This is a genomic window from Cupriavidus plantarum (assembly GCF_905397285.1).
GTDB lineage: Bacteria > Pseudomonadota > Gammaproteobacteria > Burkholderiales > Burkholderiaceae > Cupriavidus > Cupriavidus plantarum.
In genome coordinates this window covers 110,675-132,909 of the sequence record NZ_CAJPUX010000005.1, presented here as the reverse complement: position 1 = coordinate 132,909, position 22,235 = coordinate 110,675, and the positions used below count along the sequence as shown (strand labels likewise).

Annotated in this window: 19 protein-coding genes and 2 pseudogenes; 9 read left to right on the top strand and 12 right to left on the bottom strand. The window is 63.2% G+C overall.

Translation table 11 applies throughout. The features are described 5' to 3' along the window. Window positions 1–1,353 (top strand): annotated as a pseudogene (gene nhaA / locus KHP16_RS20625) (Na+/H+ antiporter NhaA). Here the strand turns inward: nhaA and KHP16_RS20620 are convergent. Continuing rightward, entirely contained in the window at window positions 1,350–2,279 is a 930-nt protein-coding gene (locus KHP16_RS20620; protein ID WP_211961018.1) for a LysR substrate-binding domain-containing protein, read from the bottom strand. The pseudogene nhaA and the gene KHP16_RS20620 overlap by 4 nt on opposite strands. Window positions 2,280–2,374: 95 nt before the next feature. Between KHP16_RS20620 and KHP16_RS20615 the strand changes: the two genes are divergently transcribed. Continuing rightward, window positions 2,375–3,277, top strand: a complete 903-nt coding sequence (locus KHP16_RS20615) for a DMT family transporter (protein WP_211961017.1) — start codon at window positions 2,375–2,377, stop codon at window positions 3,275–3,277. Window positions 3,278–3,394: 117 nt separating this feature from the next. Here the strand turns inward: KHP16_RS20615 and KHP16_RS20610 are convergent, their stop codons facing one another. Next, window positions 3,395–4,348 carry a LysR family transcriptional regulator gene (locus KHP16_RS20610; protein WP_211961016.1) on the bottom strand — a complete coding sequence of 318 codons (954 nt, stop codon included), beginning with the start codon at window positions 4,346–4,348 and terminating at the stop codon, window positions 3,395–3,397. 120 nt (window positions 4,349–4,468) lie between these two features. Here KHP16_RS20610 and KHP16_RS20605 point away from each other — a divergent pair, with 120 nt between their 5' ends. After that, entirely contained in the window at window positions 4,469–5,698 is a 1,230-nt protein-coding gene (locus KHP16_RS20605; protein ID WP_211961015.1) for an MFS transporter, read from the top strand. 107 nt (window positions 5,699–5,805) lie between these two features. Here the strand turns inward: KHP16_RS20605 and KHP16_RS20600 are convergent, their stop codons facing one another. Then, a complete protein-coding gene (locus KHP16_RS20600) occupies window positions 5,806–6,705 on the bottom strand; it encodes a LysR family transcriptional regulator (protein WP_211961014.1) in 900 nt (299 codons plus the stop codon). A 113-nt stretch (window positions 6,706–6,818) separates the two neighbouring features. Here KHP16_RS20600 and KHP16_RS20595 point away from each other — a divergent pair, with 113 nt between their 5' ends. Next, window positions 6,819–7,694, top strand: a complete 876-nt coding sequence (locus tag KHP16_RS20595; protein WP_211961013.1) for an aldo/keto reductase family oxidoreductase — start codon at window positions 6,819–6,821, stop codon at window positions 7,692–7,694. Window positions 7,695–8,190: 496 nt separating this feature from the next. On the opposite strand, the gene KHP16_RS20590 is transcribed toward KHP16_RS20595, so the two are convergent. From KHP16_RS20590 to KHP16_RS28645, 7 genes are all read right to left on the bottom strand, one after another. Next, complete coding sequence (locus tag KHP16_RS20590; RefSeq protein WP_211961012.1) at window positions 8,191–8,808, bottom strand: class I SAM-dependent methyltransferase; 618 nt, start codon at window positions 8,806–8,808, stop codon at window positions 8,191–8,193. A 110-nt stretch (window positions 8,809–8,918) separates the two neighbouring features. After that, window positions 8,919–9,257: a copper-binding protein gene (locus KHP16_RS20585; RefSeq protein WP_109584054.1), complete on the bottom strand. Its 339-nt coding sequence runs from the start codon at window positions 9,255–9,257 to the stop codon at window positions 8,919–8,921. Further along, on the bottom strand, window positions 9,254–12,424 hold the full coding sequence (locus KHP16_RS20580) for an efflux RND transporter permease subunit (protein WP_211961011.1): 3,171 nt from the start codon (window positions 12,422–12,424) through the stop codon (window positions 9,254–9,256). Before KHP16_RS20580 ends, KHP16_RS20585 begins: the two co-directional genes overlap by 4 nt. Beyond that, window positions 12,421–13,950, bottom strand: a complete 1,530-nt coding sequence (locus tag KHP16_RS20575) for an efflux RND transporter periplasmic adaptor subunit (protein ID WP_211961010.1) — start codon at window positions 13,948–13,950, stop codon at window positions 12,421–12,423. Before KHP16_RS20575 ends, KHP16_RS20580 begins: the two co-directional genes overlap by 4 nt. Beyond that, the gene (locus KHP16_RS20570; protein ID WP_211961164.1) at window positions 13,935–15,248 is read right to left on the bottom strand and encodes a TolC family protein; all 1,314 of its coding nucleotides are present in this window, start codon (window positions 15,246–15,248) and stop codon (window positions 13,935–13,937) included. The genes KHP16_RS20575 and KHP16_RS20570 overlap by 16 nt, the downstream gene beginning before the upstream one ends. A gap of 72 nt (window positions 15,249–15,320) precedes the next feature. Continuing rightward, on the bottom strand, window positions 15,321–15,740 hold the full coding sequence (locus tag KHP16_RS20565; RefSeq protein WP_244835924.1) for a copper resistance protein: 420 nt from the start codon (window positions 15,738–15,740) through the stop codon (window positions 15,321–15,323). Then, window positions 15,737–16,024, bottom strand: coding sequence for a metallophosphoesterase family protein (locus KHP16_RS28645; protein ID WP_211961009.1), 288 nt, complete (start codon window positions 16,022–16,024; stop codon window positions 15,737–15,739). Before KHP16_RS28645 ends, KHP16_RS20565 begins: the two co-directional genes overlap by 4 nt. A 91-nt stretch (window positions 16,025–16,115) precedes the next feature. On the opposite strand from KHP16_RS28645, the gene KHP16_RS20555 reads away from it, so the two are divergent. Together KHP16_RS20555 and KHP16_RS28425 are read left to right on the top strand one after the other, a co-directional pair. Next, a complete protein-coding gene (locus KHP16_RS20555) occupies window positions 16,116–16,946 on the top strand; it encodes an AraC family transcriptional regulator (RefSeq protein WP_211961008.1) in 831 nt (276 codons plus the stop codon). 124 nt (window positions 16,947–17,070) lie between these two features. Then, window positions 17,071–17,166: pseudogene (locus KHP16_RS28425) on the top strand (cupin domain-containing protein); the annotation flags it as partial. A 6-nt stretch (window positions 17,167–17,172) separates the two neighbouring features. Here the strand turns inward: KHP16_RS28425 and KHP16_RS20550 are convergent. After that, the gene (locus tag KHP16_RS20550) at window positions 17,173–17,583 is read right to left on the bottom strand and encodes an NUDIX hydrolase (RefSeq protein ID WP_115954371.1); all 411 of its coding nucleotides are present in this window, start codon (window positions 17,581–17,583) and stop codon (window positions 17,173–17,175) included. Window positions 17,584–17,898: 315 nt separating this feature from the next. Next, window positions 17,899–18,735 (bottom strand): energy transducer TonB, encoded by an 837-nt coding sequence (locus tag KHP16_RS20545; RefSeq protein ID WP_211961007.1) that lies wholly within the window; start codon window positions 18,733–18,735, stop codon window positions 17,899–17,901. A gap of 183 nt (window positions 18,736–18,918) precedes the next feature. Here KHP16_RS20545 and KHP16_RS20540 point away from each other — a divergent pair, with 183 nt between their 5' ends. From KHP16_RS20540 to KHP16_RS20530, 3 genes are all read left to right on the top strand, one after another. After that, entirely contained in the window at window positions 18,919–19,518 is a 600-nt protein-coding gene (locus tag KHP16_RS20540) for a TetR/AcrR family transcriptional regulator (protein WP_109584063.1), read from the top strand. A gap of 136 nt (window positions 19,519–19,654) precedes the next feature. After that, complete coding sequence (locus KHP16_RS20535; RefSeq protein ID WP_211961006.1) at window positions 19,655–20,905, top strand: YbfB/YjiJ family MFS transporter; 1,251 nt, start codon at window positions 19,655–19,657, stop codon at window positions 20,903–20,905. Between the two features lie 134 nt (window positions 20,906–21,039). Then, complete coding sequence (locus KHP16_RS20530) at window positions 21,040–22,155, top strand: NADH:flavin oxidoreductase/NADH oxidase (protein WP_109584065.1); 1,116 nt, start codon at window positions 21,040–21,042, stop codon at window positions 22,153–22,155. Window positions 22,156–22,235 lie beyond the last annotated feature (80 nt).

Below are 22,235 nucleotides of genomic sequence, written 5' to 3'. Positions count from 1 at the left end.
ATGAACGATCGCTCGCCTTCGCCGCGGGATCTCCCGCGCGCTCAACTTCTTGCCGAACGTGCCTTTGCCACGCTTGAGCGCTTTCTCCATATCGAATCCGGAAGCGGCATCGTGCTGCTGGTCGCCGCGGCCATCGCGCTGTTGTGGGCGAATCTTCCCGACAATCGAAGCTATTACGACCTGTGGCATACGCCGCTGACGCTTGGTCTCGGCAGCTTTCAGTTTGTGCAGCCTCTGCATTTCTGGATCAACGATGCGCTGATGACCATCTTTTTTCTCGTGGTCGGGATGGAGATTCGGCGGGAAATTCATGAAGGCGCGTTAAGCGACCCCAGGCAGGCGGCCTTGCCTATCGCGGCCGCCCTCGGTGGCGTGGCGGTGCCTGCTTGCATCTATTTCGCGCTCAATCACGAACCGCCAGGCCGCGATGGCTGGGCCGTACCAACCGCGACCGATATTGCGTTCGCCGTGGGGGTGCTGGCGCTGCTTGGCCGGTCGATTCCCGGCAATGTTCGCGTGTTCCTGCTGACGCTGGCCATCATCGATGACATCGTCGCCGTGCTGATCATCGCGCTTTTCTACTCGGGTGGGCTGGACTACACCGGCTTTCTGGTCATTGGCGCGGGCGTCGCGCTGGTGTTTTCCCTGCAGCGTATGGGCATCGGTTCGGCCAATGCCTACGTCATCCCCGGTGCAATCGTGTGGATCGGGCTGCTGAAGACGGGCGCCCATCCCACGTTGGCGGGTGTTCTGCTGGGGCTGCTCACGCCAGTGACATCGACGCCGATGCGAGAGCGCCCGATCGACATCGTCTCGCGCGTGGCAAACGAACTGGACGAGAAAATCGCGGCGGAGCCGGGCGATGCGCATCAGCTCGGACAACCCGTGAAGGAACTGCGCGTCGCGCAACGAGAGATTCTTCCGCCCGTGGTGCGCGTGCAGTCAGCCCTGCACCCGTGGGTTGCCTACGGGATCATGCCATTGTTCGCGCTTGCGAATGCGGGGGTGAGTCTGAGCGGTGTGAGTATCGCAGCCACAGAACCACTGTGAATCACGGCGGGTATCGCCGTTGCGCTGTGCGTCGGCAAGCCATTGGGCGTTTTCACCATATCCTGGCTCGTGGTCAGGCTCGGTCTGTGCCGGCTGCCGGAGGGCGTGACTTGGCCGTGGGTGATGCTGATCGGCCTGCTGGCTGGCATCGGATTCACGATGTCCATTTTTATCGCCATGCTTGCGTTCAGCGACGAGAGTCACGTCGGTGCCGCCAAGATCGGCGTGCTGATCGGCTCAATTGCCGCCGGGCTGCTTGGCTTGGCGTGGGGCTTCGTTCTTGCGGCGCGGGTGAGAGGCTAGCAACCACGGTCAGCAGGGTCTGCTCCTGACGGCTGAAGACAAGAGACGGAAAACTGCGCGCAAAGCCATTGACTGAGCTGCCTCGCGCCGTCGTTCAATGAAGCAGCGCGCGGGTGGACGAGGTAGTAGCCGCTCGGCAGTGGCAGCCCGACCCCGAAGGGATCAACCAGTAGTTTGCTCGCCACCTCTTCCTCCACAAGGATCGCGCTCGTCAGCACGACTCCCTGCGCACGCACTGCGGCGTCGATGGCCATCAGTGACTGATCGAACTGGATCCCAGCGATCGATCCGATGCGACGCGCGGTCAAGCCGCTGTATCGGGCGAGCCACGCCGCCCAGTGCGGATGCAGTGAGTTGTGCAGCAGCGTCGCCGATAGCAATGCGTCCGGAGCGCCGAGTTTTGCTTTCCGCGCGTACGCGGGGCTGCAATAGGCGCGTGCCTCGTCCGCCCGTAGCAATCGGACCGCCAGTCGTGGGTCTTCGCCGCTGAAATGACGCACGGCCAGGTCGATGCCTTCGAGTTCGAAGTCTACGAGGGCCGTAGAAGTGCTTAGGCTAAGCGAGATACCCGGATGATGCTGTAGGAAATGCGCCATGCGCGGTGCGAACCATTTGGCCGCAAAGCTTGGCGGCATCGATAGTCGTACCGCATTATGCCGTCGTTCCCTCATGCGGCGGCTGGCATGCACGATCTCCGCGAGCGCAGGCTGTACCTGCGCCATGTAAATTCGCGCCTCTGGTGTGGGAGTGACCTGTCGTGTCTGGCGAACGAAAAGCGGCACACCCAGCCATTGCTCGAGCTTCTGCACCTGCTGCCCCACCGCGCCGGCCGTCACGCCAAGCTCGTCCGCTGCGAGAGAAAAACTGGAATGCCGCATCGAAGCTTCGAATGCAACTACGGCTTTCAGCGGTGGAATGGTGGACATGATGCAGCTTTTCTATATCGTAGGGCAGATCAAATGGTTTGTACTCTGATTTCCGGGGGCACACAATGGGTAAGATTCAACCGTGTGCTCGCACCATGTACCTTCCCAAATTTGCCTTAGCCGCCCTCGGCCTGATCTGGGGCACCAATTTCCTGTTCATGAAATGGGCTAGCGTCAGCCTGTCGGCGACGCAGATCGTATTCCTTCGCGTGCTTTGCGGCTTCGTGCCGGTACTCGTGTTCGCGTTGGCGAAGCGTGCGCTGCGCTGGCAGCAATTGCGTCATATCCACCATTTCGCGGTGATGTCGCTGCTGGCGACCGTCATCTACTATTACGCGTTCGCAAAAGGCTCGGGTCTGCTGCCATCCGGTGTCGCGGGCATGCTCAGCGGTGCGATTCCGCTCGTGTCTGCACTCTGTACATGGGCTTTGCTTCGGCACGAACAGCCGACGTCGCGGATGTTGGCCGGAATAGCTTTCGGCCTCGCGGGCGTTGTCTTGATTGCGCAACCATGGCGAGTAAGCGTTGCAGGCGTCAGTCTCACGGGCGTCGCCTATATGTTGCTCGGGTGTGTGAGTGTAGGCTGCTCGTTCGTGTACGCACGTCGATATCTCTCCGGACTAGACATGTCGCCGCTTGCTCTTTGCACGTGGCAGATCGGTATTGCGCTCGCCATCATTTCCGCGCTGACCGATTTCGGCGTTATAGGTCGCGTCGCCGATGACCCGCGCACTTTAGTTGGCACGGTGCTCGGCCTCGGTGTCTGCGGCACGGGTATCGCCTATGTGATTTACTACTACATCGTGGGCCAGCTTGGCGCATTGACGGCGGCGAGTGTCACATATATCCCGCCGGTTGTAGCATTAATGATCGGCGCGGGGTTCGCCGGCGAGCCTCTGCGTCCGGTCGACATCGTCGCGGCCAGCTGCATCGTGTGCGGTGTCTATCTGCTGCAGCGTCGTCCCTCAGCAGCGGGAGAGCGCCCGTTTCGGAGTTAGCTTTCTTGAATCGTGGCGCGGCTCCGGGTTAGGGTCGCCAGGCCGACGCTCGTCTTCGCTTCTCGTCGCAAATCTCACTATGGGTGGAATCCACGGCGACGGGCTTCGGGAGCTGGCTCAGGCTCTCGACGAGGACGGCGTCGGCATTCCTTCCAGGATGCCATCGGATAGCGCATCCTGGAAACGGTGGAGAAGAAAATCGAGCAATACTCTTACGCGAGGGCTCATATACCGGTTGCGATTGAACACTGCGTAGATGCCGGGCTCTTCCTCGATCCACTCCGGAAGCACAACCTTAAGTTTGCCCGCGCGAATATCCGCTGCCGCGTCCCAGATCGTCTTGCGAGCTATGCCTAATCCGGCAAGTGTCCATGCACGTGCCATGGCACCATCGTTTGTTTCCCACGCGTTCTCCATTGCGACGGTGTGATCCCAGCATTGGCCGTCGGAAACGAAGCGAAATTGGTTCAGTGGACCTGCAGCCGTCACCAAAACGACGAACTGGTGCGCGTCCAGATTGGTCGGGGTCCGCGGCGTGCCATAGTTGGCGAGATAGTCGGGCGATGCACATAGCACACGCCAGTTAGGTGCCAGCTTCCGCGCGACCAATGAAGGGTTGGTTGGTCGTCCAAACCGGATTGCGAGATCCACGTCGTCTTGCAGTAAGTCGGAGATGGAGTCGGTCAGGCTCAGTGCGAGTTTGAGCTCTGGCTGCGCTCGGACGAACGCTTCCAGCCATTGACTCAGCATGTAACGGCCGAAATCCGCCGAAGCCGAGATCCTGACCTTACCGCGTGGTGCTCCGTGGCCCGCGCTCAGTGCGGCCTCCGCGTCATCGATAGCTGTCAATGCGATGCGGCAGTGATGAAGGTATAGCCGACCCTCTTCGGTCAGCCGTACCTGCCTGGTATTGCGGTCCAATAACCGCGTCGAAAGCGCCGCCTCCAGCTTGCTGAGCCTCGCACTCGCTGCTGCCGGGGAGAACCCAAGCTTGCGACCAGCGGCGGACAGATTTCCCAGTGCCGCCGTTTCCACGAACAGACGCATGTCACCTAGTCGATCGGTTGCCATTCTTCATCCAGATTTGGAAAGTATTCAAATGCCAGGCCAATTATCAATCGAATATCTATCAAGCAAACTGCCAATCTGCAAGCCCAATATCAGGGCGATCGATAGAAGAGGGGAAGCAAGATGGACAACGACTCCGGGGCAACGACTCTTGGTATCCGACATGGTGGGGCAGCGAATCGCTTGCCTCTGTCGGCATTGCTGGCGTTAGCCATGACCAGCTTCATCGCCACAGCGAACGAAACCGTGCCAGCGGGATTACTCCCAGACATAGCCAGCGGGTACCATATGAGCGAAGCGTGGGCCGGCCAGCTCGTGACGTCGTGCGCGTTAGGATCCGGACTGGCAGCCATCCCTTTGACCGCGATGGTTCGCAGATGGAAACGACGGACCGTCTTGTTGCTGGTGTTGGCGGCATTCCTTGTTTGCAATGCCATCACTGCGGTGTCAACGAGTTTCGTGCTGACGCTGGCTACGCGCTTTGCCGTCGGACTCGCCACCGGACTCGCATGGTGTCAATTGGCCTCATACGCGAGACGGATTGCTCCCGCTTCCATGCAGGGGCGCGCGCTCGCAATAGCTATGATCGGTATCCCTCTGGCGTTGTCGGTAGGGGTGCCACTAAGCGTTGGAATAAGTCGTGCCATCGGTTGGCGCAGCATCTTCGGCATCATGTCCGCGATGTCGCTCGCGTTGATGGCCTGGGTGTGCTGGAAGGTTCCCGACTATCCCGGGAAGAGGGCGGGACACCGTTTTCCAATGCGGCAAGTGCTAGTGATGGAGGGGGTACGCCCTGTGCTGTGCGTGGTGATGGCCTGGATTCTCCCCCACTACATCCTTTACACATACATTGCGCCGTACCTGGCATCCGTTGGACTTGCCCACGATGTAGAAGCTGTGCTGCTGATCTTTGGCGTCTTCTCCGTGATCGGAATCTGGGTGACCGGCTGTCTCGTAGACGTGTGGCTGCGCCAGTTGATACTCCTCGGGATCGGAGCTTTTGCCGTCGCTTCGGTGGTGCTTGGATTGTATGCGAAGACATATGCAATCACATCCGTCGGCGTCGCGATCTGGGGCTTCACCTTTGGCGGGGCGCCGACACTCCTCCAGACTGCGCTGGCCGATGCGGCGGGCGAAGGCGCGGAGCTTGCCCAGTCCGCATTGGTAACGGCTTTCAATCTATCGTTTGCCTGCAGCGGCATTGTGGGCGGGATACTGCTGGAAACCGCGGGTGTTGCCTCTATCCCCTGGGTGGTCGCGTCGCTATTGATGATTGGCATGACGGCGGCGTGGCGAGCAAAGGCTCATGGATTCCCGTCCATGGGGCGCCAGTACGAACGCCAGGCGGATTGATCAATCCGTGGCTGCGCAGCTCGTCATCGCAACAGATTGTCCTTCTGCGCGGGCTGGTGAACCGCTAGTTGCGAGCCGGCACTAGGCCTACCTGACGCTGCTGCGTACTACCAGCGGACAGTCTGCACGAAGTCCACGAACGCGCGCAGTGGCGCAGGCAGGTAGCGGCGGCCAGGATAGTACAGCGAGGGGCCGCTGAAACTCGGCCACCAGCGTTCGAGAAGCGGCTCTAGTTCACCGCGATCGATGTAGGGTTGCAACCATTCCTCAAACAGATAGACCAGGCCGGCACCGGCCACTGCCGCATCGACCGCCAGATCGGCGGCCGCGCCGAGATTGACGATCAACGGACCATCCGTCTCCACCGTCACAGATTTGCCCTTGTGCTCGAAGAACCAGGCTGGCATCGCGCCGCTGGAAAAGCGTCCGCGAATGCAGATGTGCTTGCGTAGATCGTCGGGATGGCGCGGTCGGCCATGGTGGGCGATGTAGGTCGGCGAAGCGGCTAGCGCCATGCGCTGACGCCTGGGACCAATGGGAATCGCCACCATGTCCTGCTCCATACTTTCTTCATAGCGAATACCGGCATCGCAGCCAGATTGCAGCAGGTCAACAAAACGGTCCTCCACGACCACTTCGAGGCAGATTTCGGGATAGGCGGCGAGGAAGGGGGGGACTATGCGCGGCAGCACCAGCTTGGACGCAGATAACGGGACGTTCAGCCGCAGTCGCCCAGCGGGCCGGTCGCGGAAGCCGTTGACCACGTCTAGCGCCGTTTCAATGGCCCCAAGCGCCGGTGTCAGTTGCTCCAGCAGACGCTGGCCGGCATCGGTGGCGGCCACACTGCGTGTAGTTCGGTTGAACAGCCGCACGCCAAGGCTCGCCTCGAGGCGGCGCACCGCTTCGCTCAGTTGCGAAGCACTGGCTCCAGTCACGCGCGCTGCGCCACGAAAGCCGCCATGCGTGGCGACGGCGACGAAGGCGCCAATGTCTTGAAGGTCGGCCATGGGTTTGTTCGTATTGTCCTGAATTCCGCACAGGTTGTTCCATTGTGCCGAATTGTGGGACAGCGTGCGAGCTTCTAGACTGCCTGTCAACTGTTCACACAAGGAGCGAAAGAATGACACCAGCCAAAAGCGCCGGCAATTTCCGGCTCGGCGATCTTGAAGTTACCCGGATGGGCTATGGCGCCATGCAGTTGGCAGGCCCGCATGTTTTCGGCCCGCCCAGAGATCGCCAGCAAGCGATCGCCGTGCTGCGCGCCGCGCTGGAATTGGGCGTCAACCACATCGATACCAGCGACTTCTACGGCCCGCACGTCACCAACCAGATCATCCGGGAGGCCCTGCATCCGTACCGCGACGACCTGGTCATCGTCACCAAGGTCGGCGCGCGCCGCGGCGCCGATGCCTCGTGGCAGCGGGCGATGGCCCCGGCCGAACTGGAGGCGGCGGTCTATGACAATCTGAATCATCTGGGCCTGGAGCGGATGGATGTGGTGAACCTGCGGCTGATGTTCGACGTGATGGGTCCTGCGGAGGGAGATCTGGAGGAGCCATTAACCGCGCTAGCGGAGTTGCAGCGAAAGGGCGTGGTGCGGCACATCGGTCTGAGTAACGCGACGGCTAGACAGATCGCGCAGGCGAGGAGCATCGTCGATATCGTATGCGTCCAGAACCAGTACAACCTGGCCCACCGGACCGACGATGCGCTCGTGACGCAGCTTGCCGGCGACGGTATTGCATTCGTGCCGTTCTTTCCGCTGGGCGGCTTCTCGTCCCTACAGTCGTCAGCGCTCGAGCGAGTGGCGGCAGAGTGCGGGGCGACGCCGCTACAAACCGCGCTGGCCTGGCTGCTGCAACGCTCGCCCAACATCTTGTTGATTCCGGGAACCTCTTCGGTCGCACACCTCCAGCAGAATGTCGCCGCTGCCGCGTTGAGGCTGTCTCCAGAAGCAATCGCTATGCTCGACGGCATCGGCGCGCGCGGCGACTGAGCGCCTCAATTCGCCGTAGCGCTCCGCTTTTGCGGGCGCTGTCGAAGGTTCACGAACGACGGGGGCCCTGCCGCGATTGGTCTCGGTGCGCCGGGTATGTCGGGAGAAGGGTTTCTTCCCACTCCACATTGCCATGTGCTACTAGCGCGCCAATGATTCCGCCCACCATCGTCGCAAATGAATTGGATGGAGAGGATGGCCGGCGATCGAAGCGGGGGTATGCATCGGTCCTGACAACGACTCTATTGTTTTGAGGGCGTACGGCCACCGGGAGCACTGAGATTTTGCATCGATAACTCGGCCGTCGGGCAGTTTTCAGACACCCACAATGGCGCGGTAACAAGGTCGATGCATTGAGCCGTGTCCCGCGCATTTACCCGAAGACGTGCACGGTCAGAATGTCCAAGGGTTGCTCCACGCTGCACGCGGCATCGGTATCCCGTCCAGACGCGCATCGAATTGACTCGTGCGTCCCGACGGTGCTTACAGACTCGGTTCAATGCGGTTTAACGCAGTGACAATAGATGAAATGCTGGACGCGCCCTGCCGGCGTGACGTGGGCTTCTTCGTCGTGTTCGACTAGTTCGAATGCCGGGCCGAATTCACCGTGTAGAGAATCCGCGTCGTACTGGACTACGGGAAGACCGCTGCACTGAGCGGGACCATCAGGAGCAAAGGTTGCGACGATTACGTGGCCCCCCGGCTTGACTGCTCGCACTACCTGTTCGACATACGTGCGGCGGTCTGCCTCGTCCGTGAGGAAGTGAAACACCGCCCGGTCATGCCAGACATCGAAGAACCGCTCTGGTAAGGTCGCAGATGTGACGTCAGCTTCAACCCAGTTCACGAGATCAGATTTCTGGCCGAGCCGCCGTCGCGCCACGGCCAGCGCTTCGCCGGAGAGATCCAGCACGGAAAGGTTGTGGTAGCCGAGACCGATCAGATCGTCGGTCAAGGTCGAGGTGCCGCCGCCGACATCGATAATCGCCGCATCCGGTCCTGTGCCGATTCGTTGAATCAGGCCTAGCGACAGCGTTGCGCGGGGCTGATACCAACTTACGTCGCTCGGCGATTTCGCCGCGTAGACCTGTTCCCAATGAGTCTTCGATTGCATCGCTTTTCCCATAAATCTCGTTGGCGCGGCATTTTTGCGCCCGCATACCTGTAATTCTGCACTCAACGTGGAGCAGTGTTCTGTTGCGATTCGTGCTATGCCCGCCGCGCCTACCGTTGCTTCATGTCCACGATGGCCGGTTCGCCGTTGACCTTGTCGAACGTAGCGAAAACCGCGTCGCCCTCCTTGAAGTTCTTTAACGATGCACGGTCCTTGACAGGAAATGCCATCACCATGGCGGGCATGCCGAGGTTTTCAATCGGGCCGTGCTTGAGCGTTACCTTCCCGGTTGGGACATCGATCTTCCTGACTTCCGCTGCGACAGGCTGCGGAGCCTTTGGTGATGCAGCAGATGGCTTCATGTCCATGCCGTCCATGGGGCCGGCCGCGAATGCCGCCGAGGTGGCCGTCAGCGATAGAACCAGTGCGAGCGTGTTGACGTGTTTCATTGCGTTTTCTCTTGAAGCGAGGGGTGGGTGGAAAGGGAGCCAGGTTTTGCCTGGCGTTGGCGTATCAGCAGGTACACCGCCGGGACAACAAACAGGGAAAGCAAGGGCGCGGTCACCATGCCGCCGACCATCGGCGCGGCAATCCGCTGCATGACCTCCGAGCCCGTGCCATGCGACCACATGATCGGAACCAGGCCAGCGAGAATGACCGCGACCGTCATGGCCTTGGGACGGACACGCTGCACCGCGCCTTCCTGAATGGCTTCCAGCAGCATGGGGAGGTTTGCCTCGCCGCTGGCTTCGCGCGCGCTCCAGGCGTGCTTGAGGTAAAGCAGCATGATCACGCCGAACTCGGCCGCCACGCCGGCCAATGCGATGAACCCGACCACGCCCGCAACCGACAAGTTATAGCCAAGCCCATAGAGCAGCCAGAAGCCGCCGATCAGCGCGAGCGGCAACGTGCCCATGATCAGCAGTGCTTCATCAAGACGGCCGAACACCAGATAAAGCAGGACGAAGATGATCAATAGTGTGAAGGGCACCACCACCTTCAGCTTTGCGGTGGCCCGCTCCAGGTATTCGAACTGCCCCGACCAACTGAGGGAATAGCCGGCTGGCATTGGCACCGCCTTCGCCACGACTGCCTGCATGTCACGGACCGCCGAACGCAAGTCGCGTCCGCGAATGTCCACGTAGATCCAGCCGGACAGCCGCGCGTTTTCGCTTCGCAGCATCGGCGGGCCTTGCACCACCTCGAGGCGTGCCACGTCGGACAGGGTGATCTGCTGCCCTCGATCCGTGACGATGGGCAAGGCGCGCAATTGCTCCACCGAATCGCGGTAATCGCGCGGGTAACGGACATTGATGGGAAAGCGCGCCAATCCGTCGACTACTTCCCCAACGTTGTCGCCACCGACCGCCGAGGACACGATGCTCTGGACGTTGTCGATATTCAGGCCATAGCGGCCCGCCACCATCCGGTCGATATTGACGTCGATATAGCGCCCGCCAGACAGCCGCTCGGCCAATGCAGAGGTGACACCCGGAACGGTTTTCACGGCTTCCTCGATGCGCGTGGCAAGCCGATCGATCTCCTTCAGGTCCGTGCCCGCCACCTTGATGCCCACGGGGCTCTTGATGCCGGTGGCCAGCATGTCGATCCGGTTGCGGATCGGCGGTACCCAGATGTTCGACAGGCCCGGCACCTTCACCACGCGATCGAGTTCTTCGACGAGCCTGTCCGGCGTCATGCCCGCGCGCCATTGATCCCGCGGCTTGAACTGGATCGTGGTTTCGAACATCTCCAGCGGCGCGGGATCGGTCGCGGAGTCCGCGCGGCCCGCCTTGCCGAACACGGTGGCAACTTCTGGGACTGTCTTGATCAGCCTGTCCGTCTGCTGGAGCAATTGCGCGGCCTTGCCCGCGGAAAGGCCGGGCAGCGCGGAGGGCATATACAGCAGGTCACCCTCGTCGAGAGGCGGCATGAACTCGCCGCCAACGCGCGAAATCGGCCAGACGGTCGCGGCCAGCAAAACCGCTGCAATGGCGACCGTGGTCTTCGGGTAAGTCAGCACCTTGGCCAATATCGGCTGGTAGGCGCGTATCAACCATCGATTGAGCGGATTGGATTGTTCGCTGGGAATCCTGCCCCGGATCATATATCCCATCAATACTGGCACCAGGGTCACCGACAACCCCGCGGCAGCGGCCATCGAGTAAGTCTTGGTAAATGCCAGCGGCGAGAATAGCCGTCCCTCCTGCGCTTCCAGCGTGAACACCGGCACAAAGGAGAGCGTGATGATCAGCAGCGAGAAGAACAGCGCAGGGCCTACCTCCGCCGCCGATTCGCCGATCACACGCCAGCGCTCCTCCCCGGAGAGTGCCCTGCCGGGATGGTCCGCATGCCAGTGTTCGAGGTGCTTGTGCGCATTCTCGATCATGACGACCGCGGCGTCGACCATCGCGCCGATGGCAATGGCGATGCCCCCCAGCGACATGATGTTTGCATTGACGCCCTGATAGCGCATGACCAGGAACGCGGCTAGCACGCCCAACGGTAGCGAAACGATGGCCACCAGTGCCGAGCGCAGGTGGAACAGGAAGATCAGACAAACCAGCGCGACGACGATGAACTCTTCGACGAGCTTGTGCGTCAGATTGTCCACCGCGCGATGGATCAGGGACGAGCGGTCGTACGTGGCGACGATCTCGACGCCTGCCGGCAGGCTCTTCTCGAGCACGGCGAGCCTGGCCTTGACTGCCTCGATGGTTTCCAGCGCGTTCTTGCCCGAGCGCATCACGATGACACCGCCGGCGACCTCGCCTTCGCCATCGAGTTCGGCGATACCGCGCCGCAACTCGGGACCGAACTGGACCGTGGCCACATCGCCGAGTCGCACAGGAATGCTGGCTTCGCGGGTCACTAGCGGAATCTGCCGGAAATCATCGAGCGTCTTCAGATACCCCGACGCTCTCACCGCGTACTCGGCCTCGCCAAGTTCAAGTACCGAGCCTCCGGCCTCCTGGTTCGCGCCCTTCAGAGCCTCCAGGATCTTCGACTGGGGGATGTTGTAGGCGCGCAGCTTGTCCGGCTGCAATACGACCTGATACTGCTTCACCATCCCGCCGATGGGAGCGACCTCGGCGACATTGGGCAGCGACTTCAACTCGAAGCGCAGGAACCAGTCTTGCAGCGCGCGGAGCTGCGAGAGATCGTGCTGCCCGGTCTTGTCCACCAGCGCGTACTCATAGATCCAGCCGACGCCGGTGGCGTCCGGCCCCAGCGCAGGTTTGGCGGCTGCCGGCAAGCGTGACTGCACCTGATTCAGGTACTCCAGCACGCGCGATCGCGCCCAGTACGGGTCGGTGCCGTCCTCGAACAGGACGTAGACGAACGAATCCCCGAAGAATGAGTATCCGCGCACGGTCCTGGCCCCCGGCACGGACAGCATGGTCGTGGTCAGCGGATAGGTGACCTGGTTTTCGACCAGTTGCGGTGCCTGCCCGGGAAACGGCGTGCGGATGATCACCTGCACATCGGACAGGTCTGGCAACGCGTCCAACGGCGTGCTGCGCACCGCCCATAGCCCCCACGCCGTGAGCATGACCGTGGCCAGCAGCACCAGGAAGCGATGACGTATGGACGCCAGGATGATGCGCGCGATCATGGCTTGACTCCGTCAGCCCCCGTCGGCTGTACCGATGACAGCGCGGCGGCACCGTCTCGATCCAGTTTGAAGCGGAACCGGATGCGGTCGCCCGGTTTCAATCCCGTTAGCATCGCAGGGTCATGCGTGCTGAAATCCATCGTCATCGCACCCCACTGTGCCGAAGGAATCGGTTCATGCGAAATGGTCAGGCCCGCGGCGTTCACGGCTTCGATGCGTCCGATCCCCTCATGCTCCGGCACAGCGGCGGCGGGCGCGGACGGATCGGCCGGCGATGCCAGCCGGCCCGAGGTGCCGCGCAGGCTGGCTTCGGAATCGATCAGGAACTGGCCCGACGTCACCACCTTTTGCCCGGCAGTCAGTCCGGAGACGACTTCGGTCATGCCATCGGATTCTTGGCCGGTGCGGATTTCCGTGGCCACATAACCTTGCGCCCCCGCATCGACCATCACGACGTTGCGCTGGCCCGTGCGAATCACGGCCTCGGATGGAATCTGCAGGACGTCCTGGCGATCGCCGCCGTCGAACCGCACGCTGGCGAACATGCCGGGGACCAGCCGGTGTTGCGGGTTGGGCAGGACGATGCGTACCTTGAGGGTGCGCGTGGAGGCGCTGACGTCGGGCAGGATCGCATCCACCTTGCCGTTCACGGGTCCCGGGGCGGCGGTGGCCGATACCGTGACCGATTGTCCCGGTGCGATACGGCGCGCCTGCGCTTCCGGCACTTCGGCGATCACCCAGACCTGACCGAGATCCGCCAACCGGAAAAGCGTCATGCCCGGGGTGACCGTCATGCCTTCGCGCACGGCGATCTCGGTGACAACGCCGTCCAGCGGGCTGACGATCCCTTGCCCCGTCTGCAGTGTGCCCGAACGGGCGACGGCATCGGCTTGCCCCGGGGTCATGCCGGCTTGCCGCATGCGCGCTTTTGCCGCATCCGCGAGGTCACCCCGCAACGCTTGGGGCATTCGGGCGACGGCCAGGTACTCCTCCTGCGCCGCTACCCACTCGGGGGCATAGAGCGTGATCAGCGTTTGCCCCTTTCGGACGGCATCGAGCGTGGCACGCACGCCCACATGCTGCACGAAGGCGGTGGTGCGAGCCTGGATCACCTGGATGCTGCGCTCATCGATAACGACATTGCCTGGTGCCTCGAGCGTGGCTCCCATGCGAGCGGCCTTCACCTCAGCGGTGCGAATGCCCAGGTTCTGCCTCACGCGACTGTCGATGGAGACTCCGCCGTCCCCGGAGCCGTCACCGTCGGCATACACCGGCACGAGTTGCATATCCATGAAGGGCGATTTTCCGGGCTTGTCGAAGCGCTGGCCGGGCACCATCGGATCGTGCCAATAGAGAACTTTTTTGCCCGTTCGCGGATCGGTATCGCCGGTTTTCGCCATCGCGCCCGTCGCCGGTTCGCCATGCATCGTCGACGTACCCTGCGCAACGCCGAAGCGATAGCCGGCATACCCGGCCGCACCGATCATGACCACGCACGCAGCGGCAAGTGTCAGTCGCGGGTCCATTTGAAGTCCTTGGAGGCTGGTTGGGTTTGTGCGGTGGGCAGTGGCGTCAGGAATGTCAGTTCGGCCCAGAGCCTGGTCGTGCGTCGTTCCAGGGTCAGCCGTTCCAGTGCCGTATCGATGGCGCGATGATTGGCCTCCGCCACCGCCAGCAGCGAACCCGTGTTGGTGCGATAGGCTGTCAGGGCAGCTTCCGCCTGCGCATTGGCCAGCGGCAGCGTGGCGTCGTCATAGCGCTTGAGCCGTTCGAGGTTGCGGCGCAGTTCCGCGACGCGCGCGCCAACGACGGCGTCGGTATCGCGCTGGACAATCTCCGCTTTGGCGCGCGCCTCGGTGGCCTGCGCGAGTCGCGCGGACACTTCACGATCCTGACGGTTGGCACGATCCCACGGTACCGGGAAGCTCACGTTGATCGACGCCAGGTTCGAGTAGGCCGCCCCGCGCTGGCTGTACATCAGCTCCACGCTGATATCGGGCTTGCGCGCTTCCGTCGCCAGGCGTACCTCGCTCTCTGCAAGTGTCACGTCGCGCTGCGCCGCGGCGATTTCCGGCACGCTGTCATAACGCGCACGGACGAGTTGCTCGACACGATCCGGGACGCCGAGGGCCGGCGGGGCGCCGAGCGGGCGTGTGGCATCCGCGCCGATCCAGCGCGAGAGATTGACAGTGGCAGCATCGAGCACCGCCTGGTTTTCGCTTTCGCGGTCCTGCAACTTCTGGACTTCCAGTTGGGCGGACAGTACATCGGCGCGCGTGCCGCGGCCACTGCGATAGGCAGCGTTGGCGGCTTCGAGCGCGAGGTTCAGTGGGTGCGCGTGGTGGCCAAGCAGGGCTCGCGCCCGCTCCGCGTACCAGCGATCGATCCAGGCGGCGACGGCGCTGCGCTGAACATTCGTCACGCCGACGATGCGCCGCGCATCGGCGGAATCAGCCTCGGCCTCGAACCGTGCGGTGCGTGCCCGCCGCTTGTCGGCGCGCGTGAATTCCTGCAGTAGGCTGATCGACCGCGTGGTCATGGAATCTCGGCTCAGCGAGCCGCTGTCCGAACCGCTGACGGGGACATCGTTCAGCCCGACCTTCAGAATCGGATCGGGCAACTGGCCTGCGGCGACGGACTGCTGCACGGCCGCTTCGATGGCGCCGTGCGAGTTCTCGGCATCTTGCGCACGCGCCGAGGCCAGCGCGGCGGCTTCTTCAATGGATAAAGTGGGGGCGGCAAGCGGGGGCGCGGCAAGCGCCACCGACATGCCGAGGGTGGACGCACATAACAGCGCCAGCCTCAGGCAACGAGGGAATGACATAAAGCCTCCGGAAACGACGACCACCGCTCCCTCGATACAGGGAGCGAGACGAATGTGGCGTAGCTTCGGAGGCTAGGTGCGCAAACAGCAGTGGAGGATGGCGTGCGGAGGCGGTGGCGCACGCGGCTGGTGCTTCGCGCGCAGTGCGAAGAACGGCGCGGCGTCCTCCACAGTGGGCTCGACGATGATGCTCGCGAGAACCGGGATGAATGCGGGAATCTGCGGCGCGGCGTGGTCGGCGTGCTTTGTATCGGCCTGACAATGGCCCATGCAAAGCGCCTTTTGGCTGTCGCTCGGCGTGGCATCCAGTTCGGCCATATCGGCGCAGGACACCATGGCTTCCATCGACGCTTGTTCCGTTGGCCTGCTTTCGCCCATCTTGCAGGCGTAGGCCGCCGTTGCCAGCTGAACTGACAGAAACACAACCAGAAGGAATCCGGCAATCCATGGATGCCGGCGGGCCAAGTCACGCACGATGGTCGAGGATATCAAATCAGCGCCAGAATACCTGTATTTTGGTGGATTGCAAATGCAAACTCTCCGGCTATACCCGCCCCGTTAATTACCACCGCTCCCAATCCGGCCGTCCGTTCCTGCCCGCTACCTTCGCGGCCTTCTCCCAGTCGGTCCGCCGTGGCGGACGGTTCCAGTGGTCCCGACAGAATGTCGCCGGGATTCACGATCATGTCTATGTCGCCCATTGCACGAATGGTGGCCAGAACGGCTTCCAGGGCCCAGATATTGCCGTGAATGTCGGAAATCATTGCAAAGCGCATGCGTGACGCTCCTTTGCTCGATGAGAATGGCGCGCTCACTATGCCTCGACGGTGTTGCGGCAGTAGACTACCGGCCGGAGGTCGAAACATCATGCCCACAAGAAAACCAGTGTTGCCGTCCGACTGGGTAAAGCACGCCGCGCCGATCGAAGGGATCGAGCGCATCGAGGCGTGGTTCCACGGCAATGCCTATGCGATGCACCGCCACGATACCTATGCGATCGGGCGCACGCTCGCGGGCGTGCAGAGTTTCCGCTATCGGCACGGGCAGCGGAATAGTTTGCCCGGCAACACGATCGTCTTGCATCCGGACGAGCCTCACGATGGTCGTGCTGGAACCGAGGAAGGGTTTCAATACCGGATGATTTACGTCGAGCCCGCGCTGTTTCAGGAGGTGCTGGGCGGGCGCGCGCTGCCGTTTCTCGAGGGTGGGGTCACGACCGACCCGCGGCTCGCGGCGGCGACCCATGCGTTGTTGCCGCCGGTCGGCTACACGCTCGAGTCGCTGGAGCAAAGCGATGCGCTGGCGGAATTGGCGAACGCTCTTGCCGCCGCGACCGGTACGCCCGCGCGGACGGCGAAGGGCGACTTCCTCGCGGCGCGGCGCGCGCGGGATTATCTGCACGCGCACCGCGCCCGCGTCGTCACGCTTGACGAACTCGAAGCCGCGACGGGTCGCGATCGGTGGAGTCTGTCGCATGACTTTCGCACGTTCTACGGCACGAGCCCGTACCGGTATCTGACGATGAGACGCCTCGATGCCGTGCGCCACCTTCTGCTCCATGGCGCCGCGCTCGCCGATGCCAGCGCGGCGGCCGGATTTGCCGATCAGAGCCATATGACGCGCCATTTCTCCCGGGCCTTTGGCCTGACGCCGGGGCGCTGGCTCCGGACCGCGGGCGCCGTGGCGCGGTTGACGTGACCCACCATCGTTCGACCCACGATCGTTCAATACAACGCCGTCGGTCTTGCGTATTGTGAGGGCATCAATCTTCGAACGGAGCGAACGATGTCTTCAAACCATTCCGCCGCGCCTGCCGCGCGTGGAAGTCAAAATGCTGCTGATCGAGCCGCGAGGGGTCGTGAACACGGGCGACGGGCCGTCAAGCGAGCGGACGGTTGAAAACGATCAGTGGATTTGAGCGAGCCTAAGCCTTGGGCGCTTCCGATGCGAGCGCTTGAGATGCGAGGTACCGCGTCGTAGGGCTGACGATGAGTTCGTCGAGCGCGCCAGTATCGACCCAGCGGCAGGCCTTGATCTCGTTGCACGGCCGAGGCTCTGCCGACTTGGCCACGGTCGCCGTGAACACGTGATGGACCGTCGTGGCGCCAAGGAACTCCGAGTGGAAGGCCAGCTTCTTCGTCTTCAGCCCGGTTTCTTCGAGCAATTCCCGCTCGGCCGTGTCTTCGATGCTCTCGTCGGGATCGGGGCGGCCGCCGGGGAGGGCCCAGCGTGTGCCATCTTTCGACACGAGCAGCACGCTCTTGCCGCGGATGCAGATGACGGTGGCTCTGATCTTCGGGCGGAGATTCAGGGCTGGTTTTTGATCCCTGACCAACGAAGCTGCGGCTTTACCCACTTTCCAGTCTCCTCCTCGACATGCAGCAGGTTATAGAGGGCAACAGCGCGTCCGGGGGCTGCTGCTGTTCATCCGGATTATCGGCCAGTCCGCCGGGGAACTGAGCATTGTCGGATGCGGCGGTTTCTGTGACAACGCGTATGGGGCCGACTTATGCAAACACAATGCCCGGGGGGCGACGGCTCCGACGTCGCGAGGAAAGGCGGCGGCGCGTCAACTCGGCATGTAAGGCGTGCATGCGATTCCCGCCTGACTTGCAAGCGCCGGCATGCGCCTATCGCACGCTGTGGCAGGTCATCGCAGGTCAAATCGCATCGACTGCTCCGCCGTGACGGTGATGGCATGCCCGTTAGCGAGAAACGGCTGGCATTGGACCGATTGAATGGCCTTTTCGGCAGCGGCGTCCAGCGATGGGACGTTCGACGACTTCACGACCAGTGTCATGTACACGATGCCCTGCGGATTGAGCCAGAACCTCACGGTGACGCTGCCCGTCTGCTCGCCTCGGATGGCTTCCCGGGGATAAGTCGGCTGGGGTGCCGTGCATGAGAGGTCGGTCGCCTTGCGCACGGGAGCCGGCGGACTCATGCGCGATGGGCTGTTGTAGGCGACGAACGAGGCGTGCTGCTGCCTGCAGGCCTCGAGCTTGTCCGCATACGCCGCCGACAGGGCCTCGCCCATTCGAAGCGCCGCGCCCGTATCCATGAGCTTGCGGCCGGCCGCCGTTTCGGAGAACTTGCGCAGATCTACGGCTTCCTCGGGCGTAGCGGGCGCGCGCGGGGCGCGATACATCGCGCGTTGTGCGTAACGCTGGCCCGTGAGGGTCGCAAGAAAATCGTGCGCCTGCCGCAGTTCACCGTCACTCAGCTCCCGCCGCAGCGCGGGAACGAGCGCCTGCCCCATCTCGCCGACGTCCCAACCGCTGACACAGTTCGCCCCCCAACTGGCGCGCTCGGTCCGCCAATACCCACGCGCAAGCCCCGTCCGCGCGCGCTCGGCAAAGAAGACGCTTGCGATGGCGGCGGCGTCTGGATCGGCGACAGGGGCGGGGGGCTGGGTGGCGCAGCCTGCAAACAGCGTGGCGGCGATCGCGAGCAACAGGGTCCGTGGATCGAAGTTCGGGTGGGGCATCGGCCGGCGGGACTGAGAAAAAATGAGGAAAACGCGCAGCGTAGCAGATGGCTGTCAGCGCGTGCAGCGGCTTGAAGTGGGGTGTTGGGGTGGGGAGAGGGTCCGCGGGAGATCTTCGCTTGCGTTTTGTAGCGCCCGATCTATAATCGAGGCTTCGTTACGTATCGAGTGATATAAAACGCGATGGCAAGACCTCGGCAGTTCGATGAGCGGGCCGCTCTCATGGCGGCGCAAGAGTTGTTTTGGGCGAAGGGGTATCAGGCGACTTCCACGCGGGAGTTGACGCAGACCATGGGCCTGACGCAGCCGAGCCTGTACAACGCCTTTGGGGACAAGCGGTCGCTGTTTCTGCTGACGCTCGACGACTACCTCAACCGGACCATGCGGGAGCGGATTCGGCGGCATGAGGGCGCCTTGCCGCCGGGGGAAGCGCTCGTGGCTTATATCGGGGAGAGCATTGCGCTGTCTCTTGCCGATCCGCAGCACCGTGGTTGCATGCTCATCAACGTCGCGCTGGAAGCGTCGGAGGACGATCCCGAGTTCAAGGCGTTGATCGCCACCGAACTGGATCAGTTGCGCGGCTTCTTCGAGCGATGTATTCGGGCCGGGATCGCGTCGGGGGAGGTCGTCACGACGCTCGCGCCCGAGGACGCTTCCGCCCAGTTGCTCGCCTCGCATTGCGGCATGCGCGTGCTCGCCCGTGTGATGCCAGATCCCGTGTTGCTGCGGGCGACGATGAAACCGGCGTTGGCGATGCTGGGGCTCGTGTTGCCCGACTCATGACGTAAGAACGCAAGCGTCCTAATGGCGCTAAGGCCGGGGCCGTTCGGGCCGTAGCCAACAACCTTCCAAGAACGAATCACGGTCGTCCACGGCATTCTGCCCGGGCGTGGCGGCCTGCATCCTCAGGAGTCTTCCCATGTCACAAGATGCCACCGCGATGGCGCGCACGAGCCGGATGCCGCTCGATGGCCCCACTCTTTATGCGGCCATGGCCGGCCTGTGCGCGAGTCTCGTCGCGATCGGCCTGGCGCGCTTTGCCTATACGCCGCTGATCCCCACGCTGATCCACGAGCATTGGTTCTCCGCGTCCGCGACGGTCGCGCTCGGGGCGGCCAACTTCGCGGGGTATCTCGCCGGCGCGATCTATGGGCGCGCCATTGCGTCGAAGCTCGGCAATCGGCTGTCGCTGCGGCTGCTCATGCTGGCCGCCACCGCCGCGTTCTTCGCGTGCGCGTTTCCGCTGTCGGTGAGCTGGTTCTTCGTGTGGCGGTTTCTCTCCGGGCTCTCCGGCGGCGCGATCATGGTCCTCGTGGCCACGGCCGTGTTGCCGCACGTCGTGCCCGAGCGTCGCAGTCTCGTCAGCGGGATGATTTTCCTGGGGCTCGGCCTCGGCATCGCGGCATCGGGCACCGTCGTCCCGCAGTTGCTCAAGCTTGGGCTCGTGGAGACATGGTTCGGTCTCGGCGCGCTGTCGCTCGCGTTGACCGCGTTCAGCTGGTTCGGCTGGCCCGCCACCGATGTGCCGCACGGCGCGCCGCACCACGCAAGCGGGGCGGGACATGTCTCGCATCTGGAGACGCTGCGGATCTATCGCCAGCCGTTGCGCGTGCTGGCCGTCCAGTACGCGGCCAATGCGCTCGGACTCGTGCCGGCGATGGTGCTGCTCGTGGACTACGTGGCGCGTGGACTGGGGCAGGGGACTGCCGTGGGCGCGAATTTCTGGGTGCTGTATGGCCTGGCGGCGATTGCCGGGCCGCTGGTCAGCACGTCGCTCGCCCAACGCATCGGTTATCGCAATGGGTATCGCGTATCGATGGTGGCGCAGGGACTGGCCGTGGCATTGCTCGCCGTATCCGGGCACACGGTGTCGCTGGTCGTTGCGACGATCGTGCTTGGGCTGGCCACGCCGGGCATCGTGCCGATCGTGCTCGGCCGCATCCAGTCGATGATGCCGCATGACGCGCATGCGCAGCGTATCGCGTGGAGCCGCACGACCACGGCGTTTGCGTTGTTCCAGGCGGCGGCCGGCTATGGGTACTCGTACCTGTTTTCCCATACGCACGAGAACTACGCGCTGATCTTTGCCTGCGGCGCGGTGGCGATGGCCGTCGCCTTCGCGGTCGACTTTCTGGTGCGGGAGCCTCTCGCAGAAACCGCGCGCGCATGAGGCGGTGCGCTGCAGAGATTGCCGCGCATCACTACAATCCGCGTTGAGGCCCGGTGCGCGTCCGCGCGCCGGGTCAACATGCGCCGGCATGGTGCGACGACATCATCTGCAGGAAATCTGAAGGAATTCACCTCATGAGCCATCTCTTCGATACCTACGCGATCGGCAATCTCGAGCTCGCCAATCGCATAGCGATTGCGCCAATGTGCCAATACTCGGCCGATGACGGCAACGCGACCGACTGGCACATGATTCATCTGGGGCATCTGGCGCTGTCCGGCGCGGGTCTCATGATCATTGAAGCCACCGCCGTGTCGCCGGAAGGGCGTATCTCGCCTGACGATCTCGGGCTGTACAACGACGACAACGAGGCCGCGCTCGGTCGCGTGCTGAAGGCAATTCGCGCCTACTCCCCGATTGCGGTGGCCGTGCAGATCTCGCATGCGGGCCGCAAGGCGTCGAGTCAGGCGCCCTGGGACGGCGGGGCGCAGATCCGGCCCGATCAGCCGCGAGGCTGGCAGACGTTTGCGCCTTCACCCGTGCCGCATGCCGAGGGCGAGGCGGCGCCGGTGGCTCTGGACCGTGCCGGGCTGGACAAGGTGCTGGCCGACTTTGTGGCGGCGGCCAAGCGGGCGGCGCGATTGGGTGTGGATGGCATCGAGATCCATGCCGCGCACGGGTACCTGCTGCATCAGTTCCTTTCGCCGATTGCCAACAAGCGCACCGATGAATACGGTGGGTCGCTCGAGAACCGCATGCGGTTCCCGCTCGAGGTGTTCGATGCGGTGCGGGGGGCGTTTCCCGCGGACAAGCCGGTGTGGGTGCGGGTGTCGGCGACGGATTGGGTCCCCGACGGCTGGGATATCGAGGGGACGATTGCGCTGTCGCATGCGTTGAAGGCGCGCGGATGTGCCGCGGTGCATGTGAGCACGGGCGGCGTGTCGCCGCAGCAGGCGATCAAGCTCGGGCCGGGGTATCAGGTGCCTTATGCCCAGCGGGTGAAGGCGGAGGTTGGGCTGCCGACGATGGCGGTCGGGTTGATCACCGAGCCCGAGCAGGCGGAGGCGATTATCTCCAACGACGAGGCCGACGTGATCTCGATCGCGCGGGCGATGCTGTATGACCCGCGGTGGCCGTGGCATGCGGCGGCCAAGCTTGGGGCGCAGGTTCATGCGCCCAAGCAATACTGGCGGTGCCAGCCGCGTGGGTTGAATGATTTGTTCAAGGATGCGCATTTCGGGCAGAGGTAAGGAAGGCCGCCCCTCTCCCCCCTAGGGGAGAGGGAGGGCTTCGCACCCCCACCCCACACATGCCTCCCGCACCGCACCAT